This window comes from Halomonas sp. MCCC 1A13316, from assembly GCF_014931605.1.
Lineage (GTDB): Bacteria > Pseudomonadota > Gammaproteobacteria > Pseudomonadales > Halomonadaceae > Halomonas.
On the sequence record NZ_CP053382.1, the window covers coordinates 4,285,166 to 4,305,257 of the forward strand.

Genomic DNA, 20,092 nt, shown 5'->3' on the forward strand with positions numbered 1-20,092 from the left:
CAGCCGAGTGAAAACCTGCATCGCGATGGTCACCGGACTGTTGCTGGCGTCTGCCGCAAGCGCCGAGGAGCGGCTGCCGGAGCTGCCCAGACTCGCCACCGTCCCTGACGATACCAGCGTGATCGGCGTCTCCTCGGGGGGCTACATGGCCACTCAGCTGGCCGTCGCCTGGCCCGAGCGGTTCAAGGGGGTGGCTGTGCTCGCCGCCGGCCCTTGGAGCTGCGCCCAAGGCGGCCTGGGCCAGGCGCTCGGTCAATGCATGTCGCTACGTCGGGGTAGCCCCGATCTCGACGCCCTGAGTGCCCGCCTGAGTGATTATCAGGCACGCGACTTGGTAGGTGACGACGATACCCTCGGCGAACTGCGTGTCTTCATCTGGCATGGTGAAGCGGATAGCGTGGTCGACCCCTCTCTCGGCCTGGCGCTGGCCGAGCAGATGACCGGCTGGCTGACGGACCCCGAGGGGCAGTTGAAGGTGGTCGAGTCGCCTGGTGTCGGCCATGGTTGGCCCATCGAAGCCGGTGAACGCATCCCGCCGGGCCAGCTGGCCCAGTGTCGTAGCGGTGGCGGCACCCACATCCTGGACTGCGGCATGGACATCGCCGGCCAGGCATTGAGCTGGCTGCACGGCACACAGGAGCCCCCCGCCGAGGCGCCATCGGCCCAACTGTTGCGCTTCGACCAGGCTCCCTTCGATGCCCGCGGCCTGGCCGATTCCGGCTACGTGCTGATTCCGGACGACTGCAAGGCGGGAGGCTGCAGCCTGACGCTGGCGCTGCATGGCTGCGGGATGACCGAGGAGCAGATCGACGAGGCCTTCGTACGCTACAGCGGCCTCAACGAATGGGCCGTTGCCAACCGCCGCGTCGTGCTCTATCCCCAGGCCAGTTCCAGCCTCGGCAATCCCCAGGGCTGCTGGGACTGGTGGGGCTTTGCCGAGAGCACTTGGCAACTCGACCCGCTGCACGACACCCGGCAAGGCACGCAGGTCAAGGCGCTGATGGCCATGATCGAGCGGCTCGAGGAAGCCCCGGAGGAGTAGGTTGCGGGGGTGGGCGAACGGAGGGTGGCCGCGAGCCGCGAGACGAGGTGCTACCCGCCGAGTTCCTGTTCCAGCGCCGCCCGCAACGGATGCGGCGTCGGTGAGTAGAGTACCCGCTGCAGGATCGAGCCATTGCGGTCGACCAGAAAAAGCGAAGAGCTGTGGTCGATGGTGTACTCCATCGCCGAATCGGGCGTTTCCACCCGGCGCCACATCACGCCGTAACGCCCGGCCAGCTCTTCGAGCTGCTCCTGGCTGCCGGTGGCGCCGATGAAATCGGCGCCGAAATAGGCCACGTACTCACCGAGCCGCTCCAGCGTATCGCGTTCGGGGTCCAGCGAAACCAGCACCGGGACCACACGGCTCCGCTGCTCCTCATCCAGCCCCTGCATTATCTGACGCATGACCGCCATGTTCATTGGGCACACGTCCGGGCAGTAGGTGTAACCGAAGAACAGCACGGCCAGTTGATCGTCTTCGAGCTGAGTCAGCGAGAAATCGCCCTGGGTCGAAGGCAGCTCCACCGGCCCGCCCCGTGGGTGGCCGTCATCGGCCTGCTGGAACTGCTGATAGCCGAACAATCCACCGAGGACCACCACGACGACCAGTGCACTCATTACCCAGATATATTGACGTTTCATGGCAAACTTCGCTCCACCGTGAAATCGAATCGGCTTCCCAGCCGGCCGTCAGGTGTTTGCACCACGACCTGCGCCTGCCAGGGCATGACCGACTCGGTGCAGATCGGCACTTGGCCAACCCCCTCGAAACGCCCCTCATCCTGCTCGCTCAGGGGAAAGCGATTCAAGCCCATGTCCATATCGCGGCCGATGAAGTCGACACTGGCCGACTGTACCTCGACGCCATCCACCCGCACCGCCAATGGCAACAGCTCCAGCGCATGGATATCGCCGGGAACATCGACGTTCAGGGTAAGCGTGCGCCCCTCGCCGAGGCTGGCACTGCATGCGCCCCGGTGAAGATCACAGGGCAGCGTGGCGAGATACCAGTCGACGTCGGACTCGCCGCGCAGCAGATGTGCTGCCAGATACCACAGCGCCACGCAAAGGGTCAGCAGCGTTGCGAGCATCATCAGGCGCAATCTCGGAAAGCGGGATTGACCAGACTCGGGCAATAAGGATGAGGTCATGGCAGCGAAAGCAGCACTTTAACGGATAGAGCGGGTAAGCTTAACAGCATTTTCTTCACGGCCCGGCGTGTACCGTTGTCGCAGGGTTTAACGCTCAATTAATGGCCAAACGGCTTCAAGGAACCCGATATGCAAGGCGTCGCCGATGCTTTGGGCCCGCTATTCCTGCTGATACTGCTCGGCGCCGCGCTGGGGCGGCTGCGTCAGCCGAACGGCGAGTTCTGGGCCCAGCTCGAAAAAGTCATCTACTTCCTGCTCTTCCCCGCCATGCTGGTCGCCACCCTGGCGACCGCCAACGTGGGCGAGGTGCCCGTGGTGCGCCTGGCACTGGCCCTGCTCGGTGGCATGCTGGCCTTCGCCGCCTTGCTATGGGCCACTCAGCGTCGCCTGGGCCTCGAGCCTGCCGCATTTACCTCGGTGTTCCAGGGTGCCCTGCGTTTCAATACCTATGTGGGGGTCGCCGGCGCCGCCGCGCTGCATGGCTCGGCCGGTGCCACGGTGGCAGCGGTTGCCGTGGCACTGATGGTCCCGGTGGTCAATGTACTGTGCGTGGCCAGCTTCATCGCCGCCGGCACACTCGGCCCTTCCAGCCTGGGCAAGAGCCTGGCGGCGCTGGTACGCAATCCATTGATCATTGCCTGCCTGGTCGGCATCGGCCTCAACCTTTCCGGCATCGGCCTGCCCGGCTGGAGCGGCGCGACAGTTGAGCTGCTCGGGCGGGCCGCCCTGCCGTTGGGCCTGGTTGCGGTGGGCGTTGCGCTGCGCCCCCAGGCCCTGCTACGCCTCGACCGCGGCGTATGGGCGGCCAACCTGGTCAAGTTGATGCTGATGCCCGCCTTGGTACTCAGCGTGGCACTGCTGCTGGGGCTGGACGCCATCAGCCGCGACGTGGCGCTGCTGTTCGCCGCCCTGCCTACTGCCACTTCGGCCTATATCCTGGCACGCCAGTTGGGCGGCGATGCCGAGCTGATGGCCGCCCTGATTACCGGCCAGACACTGCTCGCCATGCTCACGCTTCCCGCGTGGCTGCACCTGGCAGGCATCTGAAATAAAAAACATTCGCATTCGTGTTGACAGCGATAATGAGAATATCTTACATTGAGGGCGTGGTGTTGATGAGGCATCACGGCCATTAGGGGAACCGCCAGTTTCCCGCTATGGTTTCTCCCCCTCATTGCTAGTCACGGTCTTGCCTGCGCCTCCTATGGGGGCGCTTTTTTGCCTTGAAGATTCGCCCCCCCTCATTGCTGCTTTTCACAAGCCCAGGGTCTTGCCTGCACATCCTATGGGGGCGCTTTTTTGCCTTGAAGATTCGACCCCCCTCATTGCTGCTTTTCACAAGCCCAGGGTCTTGCCTGCACCTCCTATGGGGGCGCTTTTTTGCCTTGAAGATTCGACCCCCCTCATTGCTGCTTTTCACAAGCCCAGGGTCTTGCCTGCACCTCCTATGGGGGCGCTTTTTTGCCTTGAAGATTCGACCCCCCTCATTGCTGCTTTTCACAAGCCCAGGGTCTTGCCTGCGCCTCCTATGGGGGCGCTTTTTTGCCTTGAAGATTCGACCCCCCCTCATTGCTGCTTTTCACAAGCCCAGGGTCTTGCCTGCACCTCCTATGGGGGCGCTTTTTTTGGTTCAACGCACTTTGCCAAGAAATGCGGCTTCCCTCATTGCTGCTTTTCGCTTAACTCAAGACGATATGGCACCACGCCAAGGCCCACGTCCACGCAGACGCTCGCGTAACAGTTCGGCCAGGGCCTCCGCAGCAGGGCGTGAGCCCGGCTCGATGACCCGAGCGAAGTGCAGACGCGCCTCGCAGCGGCCGAGAGCGGGTAATCCCTCGGCCTCACTCAGCTCACGCATGGCGGGGGTCAGGCGTTCACGATCGAGCACGCTGATCGCCAGGCCTCGCTCCACTGCGCGCTCGATGGCGTGGATGCTGGTACTGGTGAAGACGGCGTGCCAGGGCCTGCCCAGCCGCTCCAGCGCCTCGCTCGCCAGCGTCCGGTACGGGCAGTCGACCTCGTGCAAAGCCAGTGGCAGGCTCGCCCGCTCGGTCAGGTTGGCGGCCCGTGGCGCGGCCCAGACCGGCGTGGTGCGCCACAGCGACTCACCGCCGGAGAGCGGAATGGGGCGGTCCAACACCACCGCCAGGTCCAACCGCGAGCGTCCCAACTGGCGCGCGAGTTCCCCGCTGGTAGCCGTCACTGCCTGCAGCAGTACCTCGGGATGGCGCGAAGTGAACTCGGGCAGCACATCGCCGAGTAGCTCACGGGCATAGTCCTCGGGCAGACCGAAGCGAACCTTACCCCTCAGCCCCTGCCCGGCGTATCGGGCGACGATGCCGTCATGCATGCGCAGCAGTTCACGCGCTTCCTGTAACAGCGCCTCTCCCGTGGCGGTCGGCACGACCCCACGCGGGCCGCGCTCGAGCAGCCGGGCATCGAGCAACGCTTCCAGACGCTTTATCTGCATGCTTATGGCGCTGACGGTGCGGTGCCGCTGCTCGGCCGCTGCCGCCAGCGAGCCAAGCTGGGCCGCCGCCTGGAAGCTGCGCAGGAGTTCGAGATCCAGCGTCGCCGTCGAGACTTCAGCCATATTGAACTCTGCCTGCAAAGAATGTCGCTTCATTGAAGCCGTAATAACCGTCAAGCTCAAGCCAGCGCAATCATGAAGGAGCATGACGATGCCGACACAAGCCCTATCGCTGCTGATCGCCACCGGCTTCGTGCTGTGCTGGAGCTCAGGCTTCGTCGGTGGCCGGCTCGCCAGCGCACTCGACACCCCGGTGCTCAGCCTGTTCGCCTGGCGCTTCCTGCTCGCTGCCCTGCTGGTGGCGGCATGGTGTCGTCTGACGCTTGGCGCTGTGCCGACGGTTCGCGACATGTGCCGGGAAGTGATCATTGGCAGCCTGACCATGGGCGGCTACCTGCTGGGCGTGATTCTCGCTCTCGACTTGGGCGTCAGCGCCGGCGTCACGGCACTGATCGCCGCCCTGCAGCCGCTGCTGGCGGCGTCCATGGCGGGGCGATGGCTGGGAGAACGCCTGGGAGCGCTCGGTTGGCTGGGCATGGCGGTCGCCACCCTGGGCGTATCCCTGTGCGTGGTCGACGACATGCAGCGGGCGCTGGGCGCGCCGTGGTGGGCCTATCTGCTGCCGCTGCTGTCGGTGGTCTCGATCACGCTGGGCAGCGTGCTGGCGGTGCGCCAGGCGCCGTCGATGCCGCTGCCGTCAGCGCTGCTGGCCCAGCTGATTGCCGCCTCGGGAATCTTCCTGCTGGCGGCCTTGATAGCCGAGCGGGGAGCATTGAGCCCGCCGACGCTCGAGCCATCCTTCCTGGCTACGCTCGGCTGGCTGGTGGTGCTGTCGAGCCTGGGCGGCTACGGATTCTTCGTCGCCAGCCTGCGCCGGCTGGGCGTCACGCTGACTTCAGCGCTGGTGCATCTCACGCCGGCAGTGACCCTGGTCTGGGCCGCGGCGATGTTCGGCGAGCGCCTCGGCCCGGCAGGACTGGTGGGAATGGCGCTCGCCGGCGTGGGCGCCGGCCTGGCTATTCGCAGCGCGCGAAGATCAGGTCCCACACACCGTGACCCAGACGCGCCCCACGTGCCTCGAACTTGGTCAGCGGTCGAAAGTCCGGACGCGGCACATAGGGCGCCGTCTCGGGCGTCGCAATGTTGATGTAGCCCGGTGCGGCCGCCATCACCTCGGCCATCCACTCGGCATAGGCCTGCCAGTCGGTGGCCATGTGCAGCTTGCCGGCGGGCTTCAGCCGCGTGCGAATCAGCTCGACGAAGGCGGGCTGGACGATACGCCGCTTGTGGTGCTTCTTCTTCGGCCAAGGATCGGGGAAGAACAGTTGCAGGGTATCGATGCTGGCCTCCGGCAGGCACTGCTCGAGTACCGCCAAGGCGTCCTCGCGATAAACGCGAAGGTTGCTCAGGCCGCGCTTGTCGGCCTCGTCGAGCAGCTTGCCCACACCCGGTGCATGTACCTCGATGCCAACGAAGTCGGTGTCGGGATGGGTCTCGGCCTGCTCGATCAGCGTGGCCCCCATACCGAAGCCGATCTCCACTACCCGCGGCGCCACACGCCCGAACAGTGCGTCGAGATCCTGGCGCCCCTCGGCCAGGGTCAGGCCCAGCCGCGGCCAGACCTCTTCCAGCCCGCGAGTCTGGGCCTGGGTCATGCGCCCGGCACGCAGCACGTAGCTCTTGATGCCGCGACGATGCAGCGGGGCGTCCGGCCCTTCCGGGCCGGTAGTAGCGGTGTCGCGTTGCGGGTCATTCATGGAATTCACTGCTGCTCCGGTGGTTCAGCCGTTGATGCGGCCGGCAAAGGGCGAGGAGGGTGCGGCACTCTGGCGGCGCGGCATGCGCCCGGCGAGGAAGGCCTCGCGCCCGGCCTCGACGGCCTTCTTCATGGCGCTGGCCATCAGCACCGGCTGGCGTGCATGGGCGATGGCGGAGTTCATCAGCACGCCGTCGCAGCCCAGCTCCATGGCCATGGCGGCATCGGAGGCGGTGCCGATACCGGCGTCCACCAGCACCGGCACGCCGGCCTGCTCGATGATCAGGCGGATGTTGTGCGGATTCTGGATGCCGTGACCGGAGCCGATCAGCGAGCCCAGCGGCATGATCGCGCAGCAGCCCAGGCGCTCGAGCTCCTTGGCGACGATGGGGTCGTCGCTGGTGTAGACCATGACGTCGAAACCGTCGGCAAGCAGCTCTTCGGCCGCCCTCAGTGTCTCGGTCACGTTGGGGTAGAGCGTGGCATCGTCGCCCAGCACCTCGAGCTTGACCAGCTTGTGGCCGTCGAGCAGCTCACGCGCCAGCTTGCAGGTACGCACGGCGTCCTTGGCGGTGTAGCAGCCGGCGGTATTGGGCAGCAGGGTGAAGCGATCCGGCGGCACCACGTCGAGCAGATTGGGTTGCCCGGCCTCCTGACCAAGGTTGGTGCGGCGCACGGCGAAAGTGACCACCTCGGCCCCCGAGGCGGCGATGGCATCGCCGGTCTCGTCGAAATCCTTGTACTTGCCGGTACCGACCAGCAGGCGAGAAGTGAAGGCGTGGCCGGCAATCCGCAGCGGTTGATCCTGATAGAAGTCTGTCATCGCATGAGCCTGTGTCTGTAGCGGGGTCTAGGTCGGGAAACGGTTGAGCGAGGAGCCCCTCTAGCCGCCGCCGATGGCGTGGACGATCTCGATACGGTCGCCGTCGGTCAGGGAGGTGGTGTCGTGCTCGCTCTTGGGCACGATCTCCTCGTTTCGCTCGACGGCGATACGCCGTCCGCTCAGACCAAGGCTGTCGACCAACTGCGCCACCGTGAGACCGGGGGCAAGGTCTTGGGCCTCACCGTTGAGCTGGATCTGCATGGCGTACTCTCCAGGTTGACGAGTGTCGCGGGCCGATATTGTAGCTCCTTAGCGCCCCCCGCGGTACGGTAGGCGCAACCCAAACCGCAGGAGGAGAACACGATGCACGACCGCGGGTGGTGGTGCCTGGCGGCACTCTCGGGTGCGCTGGCGGTAATGGCAGGCGCCTTCGCCGCCCATGCCCTGCAGGGCCTGTTGCCCGAGCGCATGCTAGCGGCCTTCGAGACCGGCGTACGCTACCAGGCCTGGCATACCCTGGCGATGCTCGGCGTACTGGCCTGGCGCGCCGCGCGGCCTTTCCGCGGCCAGCATCTCGTACTTGGTTTTTGGACAGCGGGAATCGTGCTGTTCTCCGGCTCTCTCTATGCCATGGCGCTGCTGGGCGTGCGTGCTCTGGGCATGGTCACGCCACTTGGCGGCGTGATGATGATCGCCGGCTGGCTGGCACTTGCCGTCTGTGCGCTACGCGCAAGGCCCGAGGTTCAGTCGGAATCTGGCAGGGCATAGGTGGCGGTGACCAGCGCCACCGGACGCTCGTCGCCGGCGGAGAACAACTGCACCTCTCCCACCGCCAGGCGACGGCCCAGCTTGAGCAAGCGCGCCGTGGCGATGATGTCGCGATCGCCCCGCGGACGGCGCAGGAATCGACAGTGCAGGTCGCTGGTAACCGCCATGGGCTCGGGGCCGATCTGTCCGAGAATGGCCACGTAGAGGCAGACATCGGCCAGCCCCATCAGGGTAGGGCCGGAGACACTGGCCCCGGGCCTCAGATGCTCGTCCTCGATGGCCAGGCTCATGGTCGCCCGCATGTCGTCGACTGCCTCGATGGTCCCGATACGCTGGGGAAAGACCTCGTCGAGAAAATCCTCGATGGCGGCGGCGGTCATCACGGTCATCGGCAGGCTCCTGGTGATTGGTCGATTGCGTTGGCCGCAATGGAAACGCTGCCAACATAACCCAAAGCGCCCCGGGCGAGTACCCAGGGCGCTTCGTACGATTTCGCCAGGCGGCAGATGACCTGCACTACCCCCTGACGACGGCGCCGGCCGTCACTTGGCCTTGTGCACGGCACGCCAGTGGTGCAGCAGCGGCTCGGTATAGCCGGAGGGCTGCACGCGGCCCTTGAAGACCAGGTCGCTGGCGGCCTGGAAGGCGCTGGAGTTGGCATAGTCGGCCGACATCGGCGTATAGGTCGGGTCGCCGGCGTTCTGCTCGTCGACCACCTTGGCCATGCGTTCCAGCGTCTTCTGCACACGCTCGGCATCGACCACACCGTGGTGCAACCAATTGGCGATGTGCTGGCTGGAGATCCGCAGCGTGGCACGATCCTCCATCAGGCCCACGTCGTGGATGTCGGGTACCTTTGAGCAGCCCACGCCGTGCTCGACCCAGCGCACCACGTAGCCGAGGATGCCCTGGCAGTTGTTGTCGAGCTCCTGCTGCAACTCCTCGTCGGACCAGCCGGCCTTCTCGGCCACCGGCACGGTGAGCAGATCGTCGAGCAGGTCGGGTTCACCCTGGGCCTCCAGCTCGCGCTGGATCGCGGTCACGTCGACCTGATGGTAGTGCAGCGCATGCAGGGTAGCGGCAGTGGGTGACGGCACCCAGGCAGTGTTGGCACCGGCCTTGGGATGGCCGATCTTCTGCTCGAGCATGGCGGCCATCAGGTCCGGCATGGCCCACATACCCTTGCCGATCTGGGCGCGACCGCGCAGGCCGCAGGCCAGGCCGACCTGGACGTTGTTGCGTTCGTAGGCGCCGATCCAGGCGGAATTCTTCATGTCGCCCTTACGGATCATCGGACCCGCTTCCATGGCGGTGTGCATCTCGTCGCCGGTGCGGTCGAGGAAGCCGGTATTGATGAAAACTACGCGCGAGGCGGCCTCATTGATACACGCCTTGAGGTTGACCGAGGTGCGACGCTCCTCGTCCATGATGCCCATCTTGAGCGTGTCGCGGGCCAGGCCGAGCAGATCCTCGATGCGGCCGAACAGCTCGTTCGAGAAGGCGACTTCCTTGGGCCCGTGCATCTTCGGCTTGACGATGTAGACCGAACCCTGGCGCGAGTTGCGTGGATCCTTGTCGCCCTTCTTCAGGTCGTGCATGGCCAACAGGCTCGTCAAGATGCCGTCGAGGATGCCCTCGTGCAACTCGTTGCCGTCGGCGTCGAGCACCGCCGGGGTGGTCATCAGGTGACCGACGTTACGCACGAACATCAGCGCGCGCCCCGGCAGGGTCAGGCTGCCGCCGTTGGGTGTGGCGTAGGTGCGGTCATTGTGCAGGCGACGGGTGAAGGACTTGCCGCCCTTCTGTACCGGCTCGGAGAGATCGCCCTTCATCAGCCCCAGCCAGTTGGCATAGACGCCGACCTTGTCCTCGGCGTCCACCGCGGCCACCGAGTCCTCGCAGTCCATGATGGCGGTCAGCGCGGCCTCGACCAGCAGATCCTTGATGCCGGCCGGGTCGGTCTGGCCGATCGGATGCTGCGGGTCGAACTGGATCTCCAGGTGCAGGTCGTGGTTGGCCAGCAGGATCGCCTCGGGGCTGGCGGCATCACCGCGGTAGCCGATCAGCTTGCCCGGCTCCTTCAGGCCGGTTTCGTTACCACCTTCGAGGGTCGCCACCAGTTGGTCGTCACGCAGGGCGTACTTGACGGCGTCACGATGGGAGCCGTTCGCCAGCGGTGCAGCCAGGTCGAGCACCCCGCGAGCGTAGGCGATGACCTTCTCGCCGCGCTTGGGGTTATAGCTGGTGCCCTTCTCGGCGCCGTCCTCCTCGGATATGGCATCGGTGCCGTAGAGTGCGTCGTAGAGGCTGCCCCAGCGGGCGTTGGCGGCGTTCAGCGCATAGCGGGCATTGCTCACCGGCACCACCAGCTGCGGGCCGGCCTGAATGGAGACCTCGCGATCGACGTTGGCGGTAGACACCGTGACCTGAGAGGGTGCCTCCACCAGATAGCCGATCTCCTCGAGGAAGGCGCGGTAGACGCTCATGTCCCGGACCGGGCCGGGATTTTCACGGTGCCAGGAATCCAGTTGTTCCTGCAGGCGCTCCCGCTCGGCGAGCAATTCACGATTTTTTGGTGTCAGATCATGAAAGATTGCATCGACCCCGGCCCAGAAGCTCGCGGCATCCAGGCCGGTGCCGGGAAGGGCCTGGTCGTTGATGAAGCGGTCCAGTTCAGCGGCCACCTGGAGACGATGGCGAGTAACTCGTTCGGACATGGGAGGTCTCCTCCTGCGTGGCGGCCGATGAATCTTCTCGGCCAGCCGCAATTCGTGGGGGTGATACCACTGCGAAGGCGCCAATTTTGTGGAAAACTGTTCCACATGTAAACCCGAAGGAGGGGCTACCCTACTAGACATAGGGTTAAGGCCCGATTTTCTGACCATATGGTCAGAAAAAATGCGACCCATCACAGTGATAGCTCACCCAACAGCATGGTCGGTAGTTAAACTTGCTGCACGCTTGCGTGCCGCTGCAGACGAAAGGATTCGAGGGGACTATGTCTTGACCCGCTGGAGAACGCCATGACCGACTTCACCCCCCTGCAGTCCTTGGGACCGATCGCCCCCCTCCGGGCCGATGGAGATCCTTCGCTGGCCGGGTACCTGGCCCACTACGGCCTCGCCCCGCTGCTCACCGAACGCGTCGGGCTCTACGTCGGCTACGTGGATGCACAGCGCTATCAGCTCTGGACCCAGGTATGGAGCCCGGCGGCACCGATCGGCACGGTATTCGTAGTGCATGGCTATTACGATCACCTCGGGCTCTACCGCCATCTGTTGGAGCGGCTGCTGGAACGCCAGTGGCGGGTAGTGTTGTGGGACCTGCCGGGGCATGGGCTGTCCAGCGGCAAGCGCGCCTGCATCGATGATTTTGCGCATTACGGAGAATGCCTGCATGCCCTGCAGGGCCAACTGGATGCCGCGGGCCTTGCCCCACGGCCCTGGCTCGGCATCGGCCAAAGCACCGGTGCCGCCATCCTCGCCACCGATGCCCTGAGCCGGCCCGGCGAAGGACACTGGTCGGGCCTGGCCCTGCTCGCCCCCCTGGTACGCCCCTTCGGCTGGCCCCAGGCGGGATGGCTGCATACCTTGGTGGGTCCTTTCGTCGGGAGCGTGCCGCGCAAGTTCCGCGCCAACTCCACCGACGCCGATTTCGCCGCCTTCCTGCGCGAACGCGACCCGCTACAGCCGGTCCACCTCTCGCTCAACTGGGTCGGCGCCATGCGCCGGTGGATGCCCCAATTGCTCGCCCTGCCCCCCTGCAACCTGCCCACCCTGATCCTGCAAGGGGAGCAGGACCTCACCGTCGACTGGGAGTGGAACCTGGCGGTGCTGGAGCGCAAGTTTCCCAACGCCCGCATCCAGCGCCATCCGGAAGCGCGTCATCACCTGGTCAACGAGGCCGAGCCCATCCGCACTGCGCTGTTCGCCAGCCTGGACGCTTTCGTTGCCGATTTGGAACGAGACCTTGCGCTGTCCACCCAGGAGCGCCGCTTCCGATGCTGAGACCTATCGCACTGCTCGTGCTGAGCGCGCTACTCGCCGGATGCGCCACCCAGCCCCCGGAGCCCGATCCCATTCGCCGCGCGCTGCAGAACCTGAGCGACCGTGCCGTCGCCAGAGTGCTGGACGTGGACGCCCTGCAGCCCCCCGAAGACCAAGTACTGCTGCTGGTATCACCGCAAGTGGATGACAGCCTCGAGATCGGCAGCGAAAGCTTCCTGGAGAGCCTGACTCGCGCGCTGCTGAGCGCAAGCGAGGGCCCCCAGGTACTCGACTGGCGTCCCGCCATGAGCGGTGAGGGAGGCGACCATCACTGGCGTCTGGAGAGCCGCCTGGAAGCCACCGCGCCTCGCCTGCAGTTGACCGATCGCGACCTGCTACCCTATCGCCTCATCCTGTCGCTCTATCGCTCGGATACCGACAGCGCGCTGTGGCAGACCAAGATCGAGGGGGCCTTCGACGCCACCGCACTGTAGCGGAAAGGCCTGGCCGCACGACCGCCATGATCAAGCCTTGCCACCACTGCCGACCATTATCGCTATGCCGATCAGATAACAGACGATTATCGCTACGCTTTCGAACCCGATCCGCCCCGGTCCCTCTCGTTGTCGCCGCACCAGACCGGCAATCAAGACGGTATTCATCAGCAAGGCCAGGGCGATCCAGAGTGATACTGAATCCGGTATGGCATGGTAGATGGACCCATCACGGTAAGCGACATCGGAAACAGCGGCAAACAGGGTATCGAAAGCATTGCCACCGATAATCCCACTCACGGCCAGTGTCAGTGCACCGCGGCGTACGGCTGCTACGGTGGTGACGAGTTCTGGCAGCGACGTGGCCACCGATGTCAGCAAGATCCCTACTGCCGCCTGGCTGATCCCAGATTCCTCGGCGATGACCGTGGCACTGCGTTCAAGCAGCCATCCGGCCAAGCCGATCAACGCGCCGAAGATGGCAAATGTGGCCAACAACCGACCCAGCGAGCGCTTCAGGTTGTCCTCTTCAGGCTCGTCGACTCGCGTCTCGTAAGTACGGGCGGGATTCCACATGGGATCGCTCTGGGTCTGGCTCACCAGGCGCAAGCCGAATACATAAGCGAAGAAGAGTAACGGGGTGACGGGGTGCACCTGCCACAGGGTTAGCTCGGGTGCGAATCGGCCCACCATGATCAGGGCCAATAGGCAGAGCAGGAGCGCGCCCTGCATGATATTGCCCAGCGAGGCGGCGGCGTGCTCGAGGTTGGCGCGCCGGTAGCAGATATCAGCAATGGTCAGGAACAGGGTCTGGGCGGCAATGCCCCCCAAGGCATTGCTCATGGCGAGCTCGGGACGTCCTCCCCAGGCGGCGCTGACCGAGACCATGATGCCTGACAATGAAGTCACCATGCCCAGCAGAACCGCACCGGCGATAGCTTCCCCCAGCCCGGTCCGGTCGGCAAGTTCGTCGACGACACGCGCAAGCCGAGTTCCCACCACGCCGATCACGGCGGTCATGGCAATGAACAACCCAATGGCCAGCGGCAGGCTTGTCGGGTTCAGGAACATGCAACACCGCAGCGGCGGCGGGCAAGAATTGAGAGATAATTACACATACGGCCTCCCTGGCCTTGGATGACGAAGCGGCTCGCCATCCTCGTGGCGAGTCGCTTCTAAGCGTAGTCGCCTCCCGCGAATGCCCTCAACCCTGGCGCAACTGCCTATCGAGCTGGCGGTACCCAATCGCCTCCATCAGCTCGCCGCGCTCCGGATGCGGTTTGGCGGCCAGGTCGGCCAGCGTCAGCGCCACCCGCAGCACCCGGTGATAGGCGCGCGCCGAGAGGCGCAGGCGCTCTAGCACGCCGGCCAGCCAGACACGGTCGGCCGTCGACAGGGCACAGGCGGCCTCCAGCTCGCGCCCGCCGAGGTGGGCGTTGAGCGCACCGCGCGCATACTGGCGCTCGCGGGCAGCCATGACCCGGGCGCGCACCTCCGCCGAGCTTTCGCCCACTTCGCGAGACGTGAGCTGCTCCGGCGGCAGCGCCGGCACTTCGATCTGCAGGTCGATACGATCGAGTAGCGGTCCCGAGAGCCGCGACTGGTAGCGCTGGATCTGCGCGGCGGTGCACTGGCAGGCCTGGCGCGGATCGCCCAAGTGACCGCAGGGGCACGGGTTCATTGCCGCTACCAGTTGAAAGCGGGCGGGGAAGCGGCGCTCATGATTGGCGCGAGCGATGTGGATGCGCCCCGACTCCATCGGCTCGCGCATCACCTCGAGCACGTGGCGGCTGAATTCCGGCAGCTCGTCGAGGAACAGCACGCCGTGGTGAGCCAGCGAGATCTCTCCAGGCCGCGGCCAGGAGCCGCCGCCGACCAGGGCCACGGCGCTGGCGGTGTGGTGCGGCGCGCGGAAGGGCCGACGCCCCCACTGTTCGGCCAGCGGCAGGCCGCACACCGAACGGATGGCGGCCACTTCCAGCGCCTCCTCCTCGGTGAGTTCCGGCAAGATACCCGGCAGGCGGCTGGCCAGCATGGTCTTGCCGGTGCCGGGCGGGCCGGCGAAGAGCAGGTTGTGCGAACCGGCCGCGGCGATCTCCAGCGCACGGCGGGCCTGGTGCTGGCCGCGTACCTCGGCCAGGTCGCCCTCGCGGTTATCGGTGACGGGTGGCGCCTCGAGGCGATGCGCGGCGATCGGCTTCTGCCCCAGCAGGTGCGCCATCACGTCGAGCAGGTGCTCGGCCGGTAGTACCTGAAGATCTCCGGCCAGTGCCGCTTCGTCGGCGTTCTCCTTGGGCACGATCAGCTTGCGCCCCGCCCGGCGTGCCGCCAGGGCCAGCGGCAACACGCCGTTGATGGGGCGCAGGCGACCGTCCAGCGCCAGCTCGCCGACGCTCTCGATCTCTTCGAGGGCCTCGCCGGGAAGCTGGCCGGAGGCGATCAGGATGCCCAGTGCAATGGGCAGATCGAAGCGCCCGCCGACCTTGGGCAGGTCGGCGGGCGCCAGGTTGAGCACGATTCTTCGCGTATTGGGAAAATCGAAGCCGGCATTGACGAGGGCGCTGCGCACCCGCTCACGGCTCTCCTTGACGGCGGCCTCGGGCAGGCCCACCAACGTCATCCCCGGCAGGCCATTGGCCAGGTGTACCTCGACCTGTACCTCGGGCGCTTCCAGCCCCAGGCCGGCCCGTGTGGCAACGATCGCCAGCATCGTGCAGTCCCTCGCAGTCCATTAGCGTAAGGGCTAGATACTAGCACTATGCCGCAGCGGGCTCTCCACGCTGGCTCAGCGCTGGGCCTCGTCGGGCCCGGTTTCATCCGTGTCGTTGGCCTCGGGCGACGTGAGAGTGGCCTGGGTCACCGGCGTCTCGCGGGCCGCCAGCGCCGTCTCCAGGGCCGCGACCTGCTGCTCCAGGGCTTCGACGCGAATTCGCGTGCGCTGCAGCACGTCCATCAAGATGTCGAAATCTTCGCGCGATACCAGCTCGAGGCGGTCGAAAGTACCGCGCACGATCTGCTGCACGCCCTTCTGGAATTCCTCCGGCGCCTGGGCTGCCCCCTGCAGGCGTTCGCCCAGCTGTTGTGCCAGCCGGCTGATGGGATCCTGATTCGCCATGGTGCGCTTCTCCTGTTGGCCTGCACATGTTGCCCTACAGCATACGCAAGGCCCCGCATCGACGCATGCCCTTCTCCCGCCCCCTCATGGCGCACCTGCACTGCGCCCAAGCACCAGCCTGGTGCAAGGCGGCGGTAGCCATTGCGCCATTGGAGCGCATTGCACAGAGGAACATTGCTGCAAACTACTGTTTATGAGATGCAAAAGCTGAGCCTGGCACGGTCTGCGCATGACGCGTCATACAGCCGGCTGGCGACCCTCGCCGCCTTTATTCCAGCAGGGAGAGACGCGATGAAGCTCATCACCGCCATCATCAAGCCGTTCAAGCTCGACGACGTCCGCGAGGCGCTGGCCGACAACGGCGTCCAAGGCATCACCGTGACCGAAGTCAAAGGCTTCGGCCGCCAGAAAGGTCACACCGAGCTCTATCGTGGCGCCGAATACGTGGTCGACTTCCTGCCCAAGGTGAAGGTCGAAGTCGCCGTTGACGACTCGCGCCTGGAATCCGTACTCGATGCCATTTGCAGTGCGGCCAACAGCGGCAAGATTGGCGACGGCAAGGTCTTCGTGACTCCGCTGGAGGATGTGATCCGCATCCGTACCGGCGAACGTGGCGCCGACGCCGTGTAACGGCTTCCAACATTACAAGAGCGATGGAGAAACTCTCATGAACGAACTTGCCGAGTTGAGCTACGCGCTCGACACCTTCTACTTCCTGATATGCGGCGTGCTGGTCATGTGGATGGCCGCCGGCTTCTCGATGCTCGAGGCCGGCCTGGTCCGTGCCAAGAACACCGCCGAGATCCTGACCAAGAATATCGCGCTGTTCGCCATCGCCTGCACCATGTACCTGCTGGTGGGCTACGCCATCATGTATTCGAGCGATGCCGGCGGCATCTTGCCCAACCTGGGCGTGCTGATCGGCAGCGAAAACGGCGTCGACGCCGTCATCGCCGGCGGCGACGATGCCCCCTACTACTCCATGCGCGCCGACTTCTTCTTCCAGGTAGTGTTCGTCGCCACCGCCATGTCGATCGTCTCCGGCGCCGTGGCCGAGCGCATGAAACTGTGGGCCTTCCTCGCCTTCGCCGTGGTCATGACCGGGGTCATCTATCCGGTATCAGGCTACTGGACCTGGGGCGGCGGCTGGCTCTCCGAGCTGGGCTTCTCCGACTATGCCGGCTCCGGCATCGTGCACATGGCCGGCGCCGCCGCAGCCCTCGCCGGTGTGCTGGTCCTTGGCCCGCGCAAGGGCAAGTACGGCAAGGACGGCAGCATCCACGCCATCCCCGGCGCCAACCTGCCGCTGGCCACCGTCGGTACCTTCATCCTGTGGATGGGCTGGTTCGGCTTCAACGGCGGCTCCGAGCTCAAGCTTTCCGACGTCGCTTCGGCCAACAACGTGGCCCAGGTGCTGGTCAATACCAATGCTGCCGCCGCGGGTGGCGTCATCGCTGCGCTGATCCTGGCCAAGCTGTGGTTCCGCAAGGCCGACCTGACCATGGCGCTGAACGGCGCGCTGGCCGGACTGGTGGCCATCACTGCCGGCCCGCTGACACCCTCCGCGCTGGGCGCCACGCTGATCGGTGCCGTGGGCGGGATCATCGTGGTGGCTGCCATCGTGACTCTGGACAAGCTCAAGATCGACGATCCGGTCGGCGCCATCTCGGTGCACGGCGTGGTCGGCGTCTGGGGCCTGCTGGCGGTGCCGCTCACCAACGGGGACGCCACCTTCGGTCCCCAGATCGTCGGAGCGATCGCCATCTTCGCCTGGGTCTTCGCTGCCAGCCTGGTCGTGTGGCTGGTCATCAAGGCCATCATGGGCGTTCGCGTCAGCGAGGAGGAGGAGTACGAAGGGGTCGACCTGGCCGAGTGCGGCATGGAAGCCTATCCCGAGTTCAGCGTCGCCAGAGTCTATGGCGGCAGCGGCGGCCGGCCGCAGTCTGGCGGCTATGCAACCGGCGCAGCGGTTGGCCAGCCGCACGCCGAGTGAGTGCGACCGACTTGCCAAGGCTCCCCGCGGGGGAGCCTTTTTTCTTCCTGCCGAGGGCGGTGTATGCTTGAGGCCAACGATCCGTACCCGCTCGGGTTCACCATGAACCCCGTCCGACCATGAGGAAACAGACCATGAAACTGGTGACCGCCATCATCAAGCCGTTCAAGCTCGACGACGTTCGCGAGTCGCTTTCGGAAATCGGGGTACAGGGCATCACCGTTACCGAGGTGAAGGGCTTCGGCCGTCAGAAGGGCCATACCGAGCTCTACCGCGGGGCCGAGTACGTGGTCGACTTCCTGCCCAAGGTGAAAGTCGAGATCGCCATCGACGACGACCTTGTCGAGCAGGTCATCGACGCCATCACCCAGGTCGCGAATACCGGCAAGATCGGCGACGGCAAGATCTTCATCACCCCGCTGGAGCAGGTGATCCGCATCCGCACCGGTGAAACCGGCAAGGATGCGGTATAAGCTCGAAGCTCGAAGCTCGAAGCTCGAAGCTCGAAGCCAGACAGTTTATACAAAAACCCCCGAGGCCTGCCCCGGGGTCTTTTCTTCAGTCTTACGACTTAAGGCTTACTTCTCGACGAAGGCGCGCTCGATGACGTAGTCGCCCGGATCACCCATGCGCGGCGAGATATTGAAGCCCAAGTCGTCGAGCAGCGCGCTGGTCTCGTCGAGCATCGCCGGGCTGCCGCAGATCATGGCGCGGTCCTGCTTGGGATCCATCGGCGCCACGCCGGTGTCCTCGAACAGCTTGCCGCTGCGGATATGGTCGGTGAGACGCCCCATGGTGTGGAACTCCTCACGGGTCACGGTGGGGTAGTAGACCAGCTTCTCGCGAATATCGTCGCCCAGGTACTCGTGCGCCGGCAGCTCCTTCTGGATGAAGTCGGCATAGGCCAGTTCGCTGACGCTGCGCACGCCGTGCACCAAGATCACCTTCTCGTAGCGCTCGTATACTTCGGGGTCCTGGATCAGGCTCATGAATGGCGCCAGGCCGGTACCAGTGGAGAGGAAATAGAGATTGCGCCCCGGCAGCAGGTCGTCGGTGACCAGGGTGCCGGTAGGCTTGCGGCTGACCATAATCTGGTCGCCTACCTTGAGGTGCTGCAGGCGTGAGGTCAGCGGGCCGTCGGGCACCTTGATACTGAAGAACTCGAGGTGATCCTCATAGTTGGGGCTGGCGATGGAGTAGGCACGCATCAGCGGCTTGCCGTTCACTTCCAGGCCGATCATCACGAACTGACCGTTCTTGAAGCGCAGGCTGCGCTCGCGGGTGGTGCGAAAGCTGAACAGGGTGTCGTTCCAGTGGTGAACGCTGAGAACGTCTTCCAGGGCGAACTTGCTCATGCCGGCTCCTATCTATTCCAATATCGAATAACACGAAGGAAAAATTGATTTGCTTGCATTATAAGAGGGCAAGGTTTATCTGTTAATTGGATTGTATGGATATCCTTTATCTAGACTACTGATATAGATCAATACCGAGCCGTTTCATGCATTTCACCCTGCGCCAACTCGAAGTCTATGTCGCCGTCGCCCAGCACGAGAGCGTCTCGCGCGCCGCGCGCGCCCTCTCCCTGTCACAGTCGGCCACCAGTACTGCCCTGGCCGAACTCGAGCGCCAGTTCGACTGCCAGCTGCTCGACCGCGTCGGCAAGCGGCTGCGGCTCAATGCCCTGGGCTTCCAGCTGCTGCCCAAGGCCGTGGCGCTGCTCGACCGCGCCGAGGAGATCGAGGAGATCCTGCACGGCCAGCAGGGCATCGGCTCGCTCGACGTGGGTGCGACCCTGACCATCGGCAACTATCTGGCGACCCTGCTGATCAGTGACTTCATGCAGCGACACCCGGGCAGTCGGGTACGGCTGGCGGTACGCAATACGCGGGATATTGTCGATCGCGTGCGCCAGCATGAGCTCGATCTGGGGCTCATCGAGGGGCACTGCGAGGAGGAGGACGTCATCACGCAGCCCTGGGTGGAAGACGAGCTGTCGGTGTTCTGCTCACCCCGCCATCCGCTGGCCGGGCAGGGATCGGTGGAGCTCGACCGCTTGCTGCGCGAAGCCTGGATCATGCGCGAGCAGGGCTCGGGCACACGCCTGACTCTGGAGCAAGCCGCGCGGCATCGGCGCGGCCGCTTCAATACCCTGCTGGAGCTGGAGCACACCGAAGGCATCAAGCGGGCGGTGGAATCGGGGCTCGGCATCGGCTGCGTCTCGAAGCTGGCGTTGCGTGATGCCTTCCGCCGCGGCAGCCTGGTACCGATTCCCACGCCGGAACTCGACCTGAGCCGCCAGTTCGCCTTCATCTGGCACCGCCACAAGTACCTGGCCACCGGCATGCGCGAATTTCTGCGGCTGTGCCGGCAGATGACCGAAGGGATCAGGCGCAGCGACGAAATCGACCTGCCGCCGGTATCCTGATCTCCCG

The 20,092-nt window shown here is 65.1% G+C and carries 21 protein-coding genes and 1 pseudogene; 10 read left to right on the forward strand and 12 right to left on the reverse strand.

Annotated elements, in window-relative coordinates:
* Positions 1–7 precede the first annotated feature (7 nt).
* Positions 8–1,042 (forward strand): alpha/beta hydrolase family protein, encoded by a 1,035-nt coding sequence (locus HNO52_RS19960; RefSeq protein WP_232090411.1) that lies wholly within the window; start codon positions 8–10, stop codon positions 1,040–1,042.
* Positions 1,043–1,092: 50 nt separating this feature from the next.
* Here HNO52_RS19960 and HNO52_RS19965 read toward each other — a convergent pair whose 3' ends face one another.
* Both HNO52_RS19965 and HNO52_RS19970 read right to left on the reverse strand, forming a co-directional pair.
* Complete coding sequence (locus HNO52_RS19965; protein ID WP_197566899.1) at positions 1,093–1,683, reverse strand: SCO family protein; 591 nt, start codon at positions 1,681–1,683, stop codon at positions 1,093–1,095.
* Positions 1,680–2,135 (reverse strand): hypothetical protein, encoded by a 456-nt coding sequence (locus HNO52_RS19970; RefSeq protein WP_232090413.1) that lies wholly within the window; start codon positions 2,133–2,135, stop codon positions 1,680–1,682. Before HNO52_RS19970 ends, HNO52_RS19965 begins: the two co-directional genes overlap by 4 nt.
* Positions 2,136–2,321: 186 nt before the next feature.
* On the opposite strand from HNO52_RS19970, the gene HNO52_RS19975 reads away from it, so the two are divergent.
* On the forward strand, positions 2,322–3,239 hold the full coding sequence (locus tag HNO52_RS19975; RefSeq protein WP_197566901.1) for an AEC family transporter: 918 nt from the start codon (positions 2,322–2,324) through the stop codon (positions 3,237–3,239).
* 637 nt (positions 3,240–3,876) lie between these two features.
* Here the strand turns inward: HNO52_RS19975 and HNO52_RS19980 are convergent.
* Entirely contained in the window at positions 3,877–4,785 is a 909-nt protein-coding gene (locus tag HNO52_RS19980; protein WP_197566902.1) for a LysR family transcriptional regulator, read from the reverse strand.
* An 88-nt stretch (positions 4,786–4,873) separates the two neighbouring features.
* Between HNO52_RS19980 and HNO52_RS19985 the strand changes: the two are divergent.
* Positions 4,874–5,728 (forward strand): annotated as a pseudogene (locus tag HNO52_RS19985) (DMT family transporter); the annotation flags it as partial.
* A 10-nt stretch (positions 5,729–5,738) separates the two neighbouring features.
* Here HNO52_RS19985 and trmB read toward each other — a convergent pair.
* The 3 genes from trmB to thiS are packed head-to-tail and all read right to left on the reverse strand — an operon-like array spanning position 5,739 to position 7,562.
* On the reverse strand, positions 5,739–6,479 hold the full coding sequence (gene trmB / locus HNO52_RS21155) for a tRNA (guanosine(46)-N7)-methyltransferase TrmB (protein ID WP_232090416.1): 741 nt from the start codon (positions 6,477–6,479) through the stop codon (positions 5,739–5,741).
* Between the two features lie 24 nt (positions 6,480–6,503).
* Positions 6,504–7,301, reverse strand: coding sequence for a thiazole synthase (locus HNO52_RS19990; protein WP_197566904.1), 798 nt, complete (start codon positions 7,299–7,301; stop codon positions 6,504–6,506).
* Positions 7,302–7,361: 60 nt separating this feature from the next.
* The gene (gene thiS / locus HNO52_RS19995) at positions 7,362–7,562 is read right to left on the reverse strand and encodes a sulfur carrier protein ThiS (RefSeq protein ID WP_197566905.1); all 201 of its coding nucleotides are present in this window, start codon (positions 7,560–7,562) and stop codon (positions 7,362–7,364) included.
* A 102-nt stretch (positions 7,563–7,664) separates the two neighbouring features.
* Between thiS and HNO52_RS20000 the strand changes: the two genes are divergently transcribed.
* Entirely contained in the window at positions 7,665–8,069 is a 405-nt protein-coding gene (locus HNO52_RS20000) for a DUF423 domain-containing protein (protein WP_197566906.1), read from the forward strand.
* Here HNO52_RS20000 and HNO52_RS20005 read toward each other — a convergent pair.
* Both HNO52_RS20005 and HNO52_RS20010 read right to left on the reverse strand, forming a co-directional pair.
* Complete coding sequence (locus HNO52_RS20005) at positions 8,045–8,458, reverse strand: PaaI family thioesterase (protein ID WP_197566907.1); 414 nt, start codon at positions 8,456–8,458, stop codon at positions 8,045–8,047. The genes HNO52_RS20000 and HNO52_RS20005 overlap by 25 nt on opposite strands.
* Positions 8,459–8,611: 153 nt before the next feature.
* Positions 8,612–10,786 carry a malate synthase G gene (locus HNO52_RS20010; RefSeq protein ID WP_197566908.1) on the reverse strand — a complete coding sequence of 725 codons (2,175 nt, stop codon included), beginning with the start codon at positions 10,784–10,786 and terminating at the stop codon, positions 8,612–8,614.
* A gap of 306 nt (positions 10,787–11,092) precedes the next feature.
* Here HNO52_RS20010 and HNO52_RS20015 point away from each other — a divergent pair, with 306 nt between their 5' ends.
* Together HNO52_RS20015 and HNO52_RS20020 are read left to right on the forward strand one after the other, a co-directional pair.
* Positions 11,093–12,076, forward strand: coding sequence for an alpha/beta hydrolase (locus HNO52_RS20015; RefSeq protein WP_197566909.1), 984 nt, complete (start codon positions 11,093–11,095; stop codon positions 12,074–12,076).
* Positions 12,070–12,549, forward strand: a complete 480-nt coding sequence (locus tag HNO52_RS20020; RefSeq protein WP_197566910.1) for a hypothetical protein — start codon at positions 12,070–12,072, stop codon at positions 12,547–12,549. The genes HNO52_RS20015 and HNO52_RS20020 overlap by 7 nt, the downstream gene beginning before the upstream one ends.
* Before the next feature lie 30 nt (positions 12,550–12,579).
* Here HNO52_RS20020 and HNO52_RS20025 read toward each other — a convergent pair whose 3' ends face one another.
* The 3 genes from HNO52_RS20025 to HNO52_RS20035 all read right to left on the reverse strand — a co-directional run bounded on the left by HNO52_RS20025 (position 12,580) and on the right by HNO52_RS20035 (position 15,664).
* Positions 12,580–13,620: a sodium:calcium antiporter gene (locus HNO52_RS20025; RefSeq protein WP_197566911.1), complete on the reverse strand. Its 1,041-nt coding sequence runs from the start codon at positions 13,618–13,620 to the stop codon at positions 12,580–12,582.
* Positions 13,621–13,753: 133 nt separating this feature from the next.
* Positions 13,754–15,259 carry a YifB family Mg chelatase-like AAA ATPase gene (locus HNO52_RS20030; RefSeq protein WP_197566912.1) on the reverse strand — a complete coding sequence of 502 codons (1,506 nt, stop codon included), beginning with the start codon at positions 15,257–15,259 and terminating at the stop codon, positions 13,754–13,756.
* Positions 15,260–15,334: 75 nt separating this feature from the next.
* Positions 15,335–15,664 carry an accessory factor UbiK family protein gene (locus HNO52_RS20035; protein ID WP_197566913.1) on the reverse strand — a complete coding sequence of 110 codons (330 nt, stop codon included), beginning with the start codon at positions 15,662–15,664 and terminating at the stop codon, positions 15,335–15,337.
* A gap of 291 nt (positions 15,665–15,955) precedes the next feature.
* Between HNO52_RS20035 and HNO52_RS20040 the strand changes: the two genes are divergently transcribed.
* The 3 genes from HNO52_RS20040 to glnK all read left to right on the forward strand — a co-directional run bounded on the left by HNO52_RS20040 (position 15,956) and on the right by glnK (position 18,130).
* Positions 15,956–16,294, forward strand: coding sequence for a P-II family nitrogen regulator (locus HNO52_RS20040; protein ID WP_163559241.1), 339 nt, complete (start codon positions 15,956–15,958; stop codon positions 16,292–16,294).
* Between the two features lie 37 nt (positions 16,295–16,331).
* Positions 16,332–17,657, forward strand: a complete 1,326-nt coding sequence (locus HNO52_RS20045; RefSeq protein ID WP_197566914.1) for an ammonium transporter AmtB — start codon at positions 16,332–16,334, stop codon at positions 17,655–17,657.
* A gap of 134 nt (positions 17,658–17,791) precedes the next feature.
* Positions 17,792–18,130 carry a P-II family nitrogen regulator gene (glnK, locus tag HNO52_RS20050; protein WP_086509163.1) on the forward strand — a complete coding sequence of 113 codons (339 nt, stop codon included), beginning with the start codon at positions 17,792–17,794 and terminating at the stop codon, positions 18,128–18,130.
* A 105-nt stretch (positions 18,131–18,235) separates the two neighbouring features.
* Here glnK and HNO52_RS20055 read toward each other — a convergent pair whose 3' ends face one another.
* Complete coding sequence (locus HNO52_RS20055) at positions 18,236–19,012, reverse strand: ferredoxin--NADP reductase (protein WP_197566915.1); 777 nt, start codon at positions 19,010–19,012, stop codon at positions 18,236–18,238.
* Between the two features lie 146 nt (positions 19,013–19,158).
* On the opposite strand from HNO52_RS20055, the gene HNO52_RS20060 reads away from it, so the two are divergent.
* A complete protein-coding gene (locus HNO52_RS20060) occupies positions 19,159–20,085 on the forward strand; it encodes a LysR family transcriptional regulator (protein ID WP_197566916.1) in 927 nt (308 codons plus the stop codon).
* Positions 20,086–20,092: the final 7 nt, after the last annotated feature.

What these genes read in the sequence shown, in the direction of transcription:
- HNO52_RS19965 (WP_197566899.1), bottom strand. Translation starts at nt 1,683, where the DNA reads ATGAAACGTCAATATATCTGGGTAATGAGTGCACTGGTCGTCGTGGTG.
- HNO52_RS19970 (WP_232090413.1), bottom strand. Translation starts at nt 2,135, where the DNA reads ATGATGCTCGCAACGCTGCTGACCCTTTGCGTGGCGCTGTGGTATCTG.
- HNO52_RS19975 (WP_197566901.1), top strand. Translation starts at nt 2,322, where the DNA reads ATGCAAGGCGTCGCCGATGCTTTGGGCCCGCTATTCCTGCTGATACTG.
- HNO52_RS19980 (WP_197566902.1), bottom strand. Translation starts at nt 4,785, where the DNA reads ATGGCTGAAGTCTCGACGGCGACGCTGGATCTCGAACTCCTGCGCAGC.
- trmB (WP_232090416.1), bottom strand. Translation starts at nt 6,479, where the DNA reads ATGAATGACCCGCAACGCGACACCGCTACTACCGGCCCGGAAGGGCCG.
- HNO52_RS19990 (WP_197566904.1), bottom strand. Translation starts at nt 7,301, where the DNA reads ATGACAGACTTCTATCAGGATCAACCGCTGCGGATTGCCGGCCACGCC.
- thiS (WP_197566905.1), bottom strand. Translation starts at nt 7,562, where the DNA reads ATGCAGATCCAGCTCAACGGTGAGGCCCAAGACCTTGCCCCCGGTCTC.
- HNO52_RS20000 (WP_197566906.1), top strand. Translation starts at nt 7,665, where the DNA reads ATGCACGACCGCGGGTGGTGGTGCCTGGCGGCACTCTCGGGTGCGCTG.
- HNO52_RS20005 (WP_197566907.1), bottom strand. Translation starts at nt 8,458, where the DNA reads ATGACCGTGATGACCGCCGCCGCCATCGAGGATTTTCTCGACGAGGTC.
- HNO52_RS20010 (WP_197566908.1), bottom strand. Translation starts at nt 10,786, where the DNA reads ATGTCCGAACGAGTTACTCGCCATCGTCTCCAGGTGGCCGCTGAACTG.
- HNO52_RS20015 (WP_197566909.1), top strand. Translation starts at nt 11,093, where the DNA reads ATGACCGACTTCACCCCCCTGCAGTCCTTGGGACCGATCGCCCCCCTC.
- HNO52_RS20020 (WP_197566910.1), top strand. Translation starts at nt 12,070, where the DNA reads ATGCTGAGACCTATCGCACTGCTCGTGCTGAGCGCGCTACTCGCCGGA.
- HNO52_RS20025 (WP_197566911.1), bottom strand. Translation starts at nt 13,620, where the DNA reads ATGTTCCTGAACCCGACAAGCCTGCCGCTGGCCATTGGGTTGTTCATT.
- HNO52_RS20030 (WP_197566912.1), bottom strand. Translation starts at nt 15,259, where the DNA reads ATGCTGGCGATCGTTGCCACACGGGCCGGCCTGGGGCTGGAAGCGCCC.
- HNO52_RS20035 (WP_197566913.1), bottom strand. Translation starts at nt 15,664, where the DNA reads ATGGCGAATCAGGATCCCATCAGCCGGCTGGCACAACAGCTGGGCGAA.
- HNO52_RS20040 (WP_163559241.1), top strand. Translation starts at nt 15,956, where the DNA reads ATGAAGCTCATCACCGCCATCATCAAGCCGTTCAAGCTCGACGACGTC.
- HNO52_RS20045 (WP_197566914.1), top strand. Translation starts at nt 16,332, where the DNA reads ATGAACGAACTTGCCGAGTTGAGCTACGCGCTCGACACCTTCTACTTC.
- glnK (WP_086509163.1), top strand. Translation starts at nt 17,792, where the DNA reads ATGAAACTGGTGACCGCCATCATCAAGCCGTTCAAGCTCGACGACGTT.
- HNO52_RS20055 (WP_197566915.1), bottom strand. Translation starts at nt 19,012, where the DNA reads ATGAGCAAGTTCGCCCTGGAAGACGTTCTCAGCGTTCACCACTGGAAC.
- HNO52_RS20060 (WP_197566916.1), top strand. Translation starts at nt 19,159, where the DNA reads ATGCATTTCACCCTGCGCCAACTCGAAGTCTATGTCGCCGTCGCCCAG.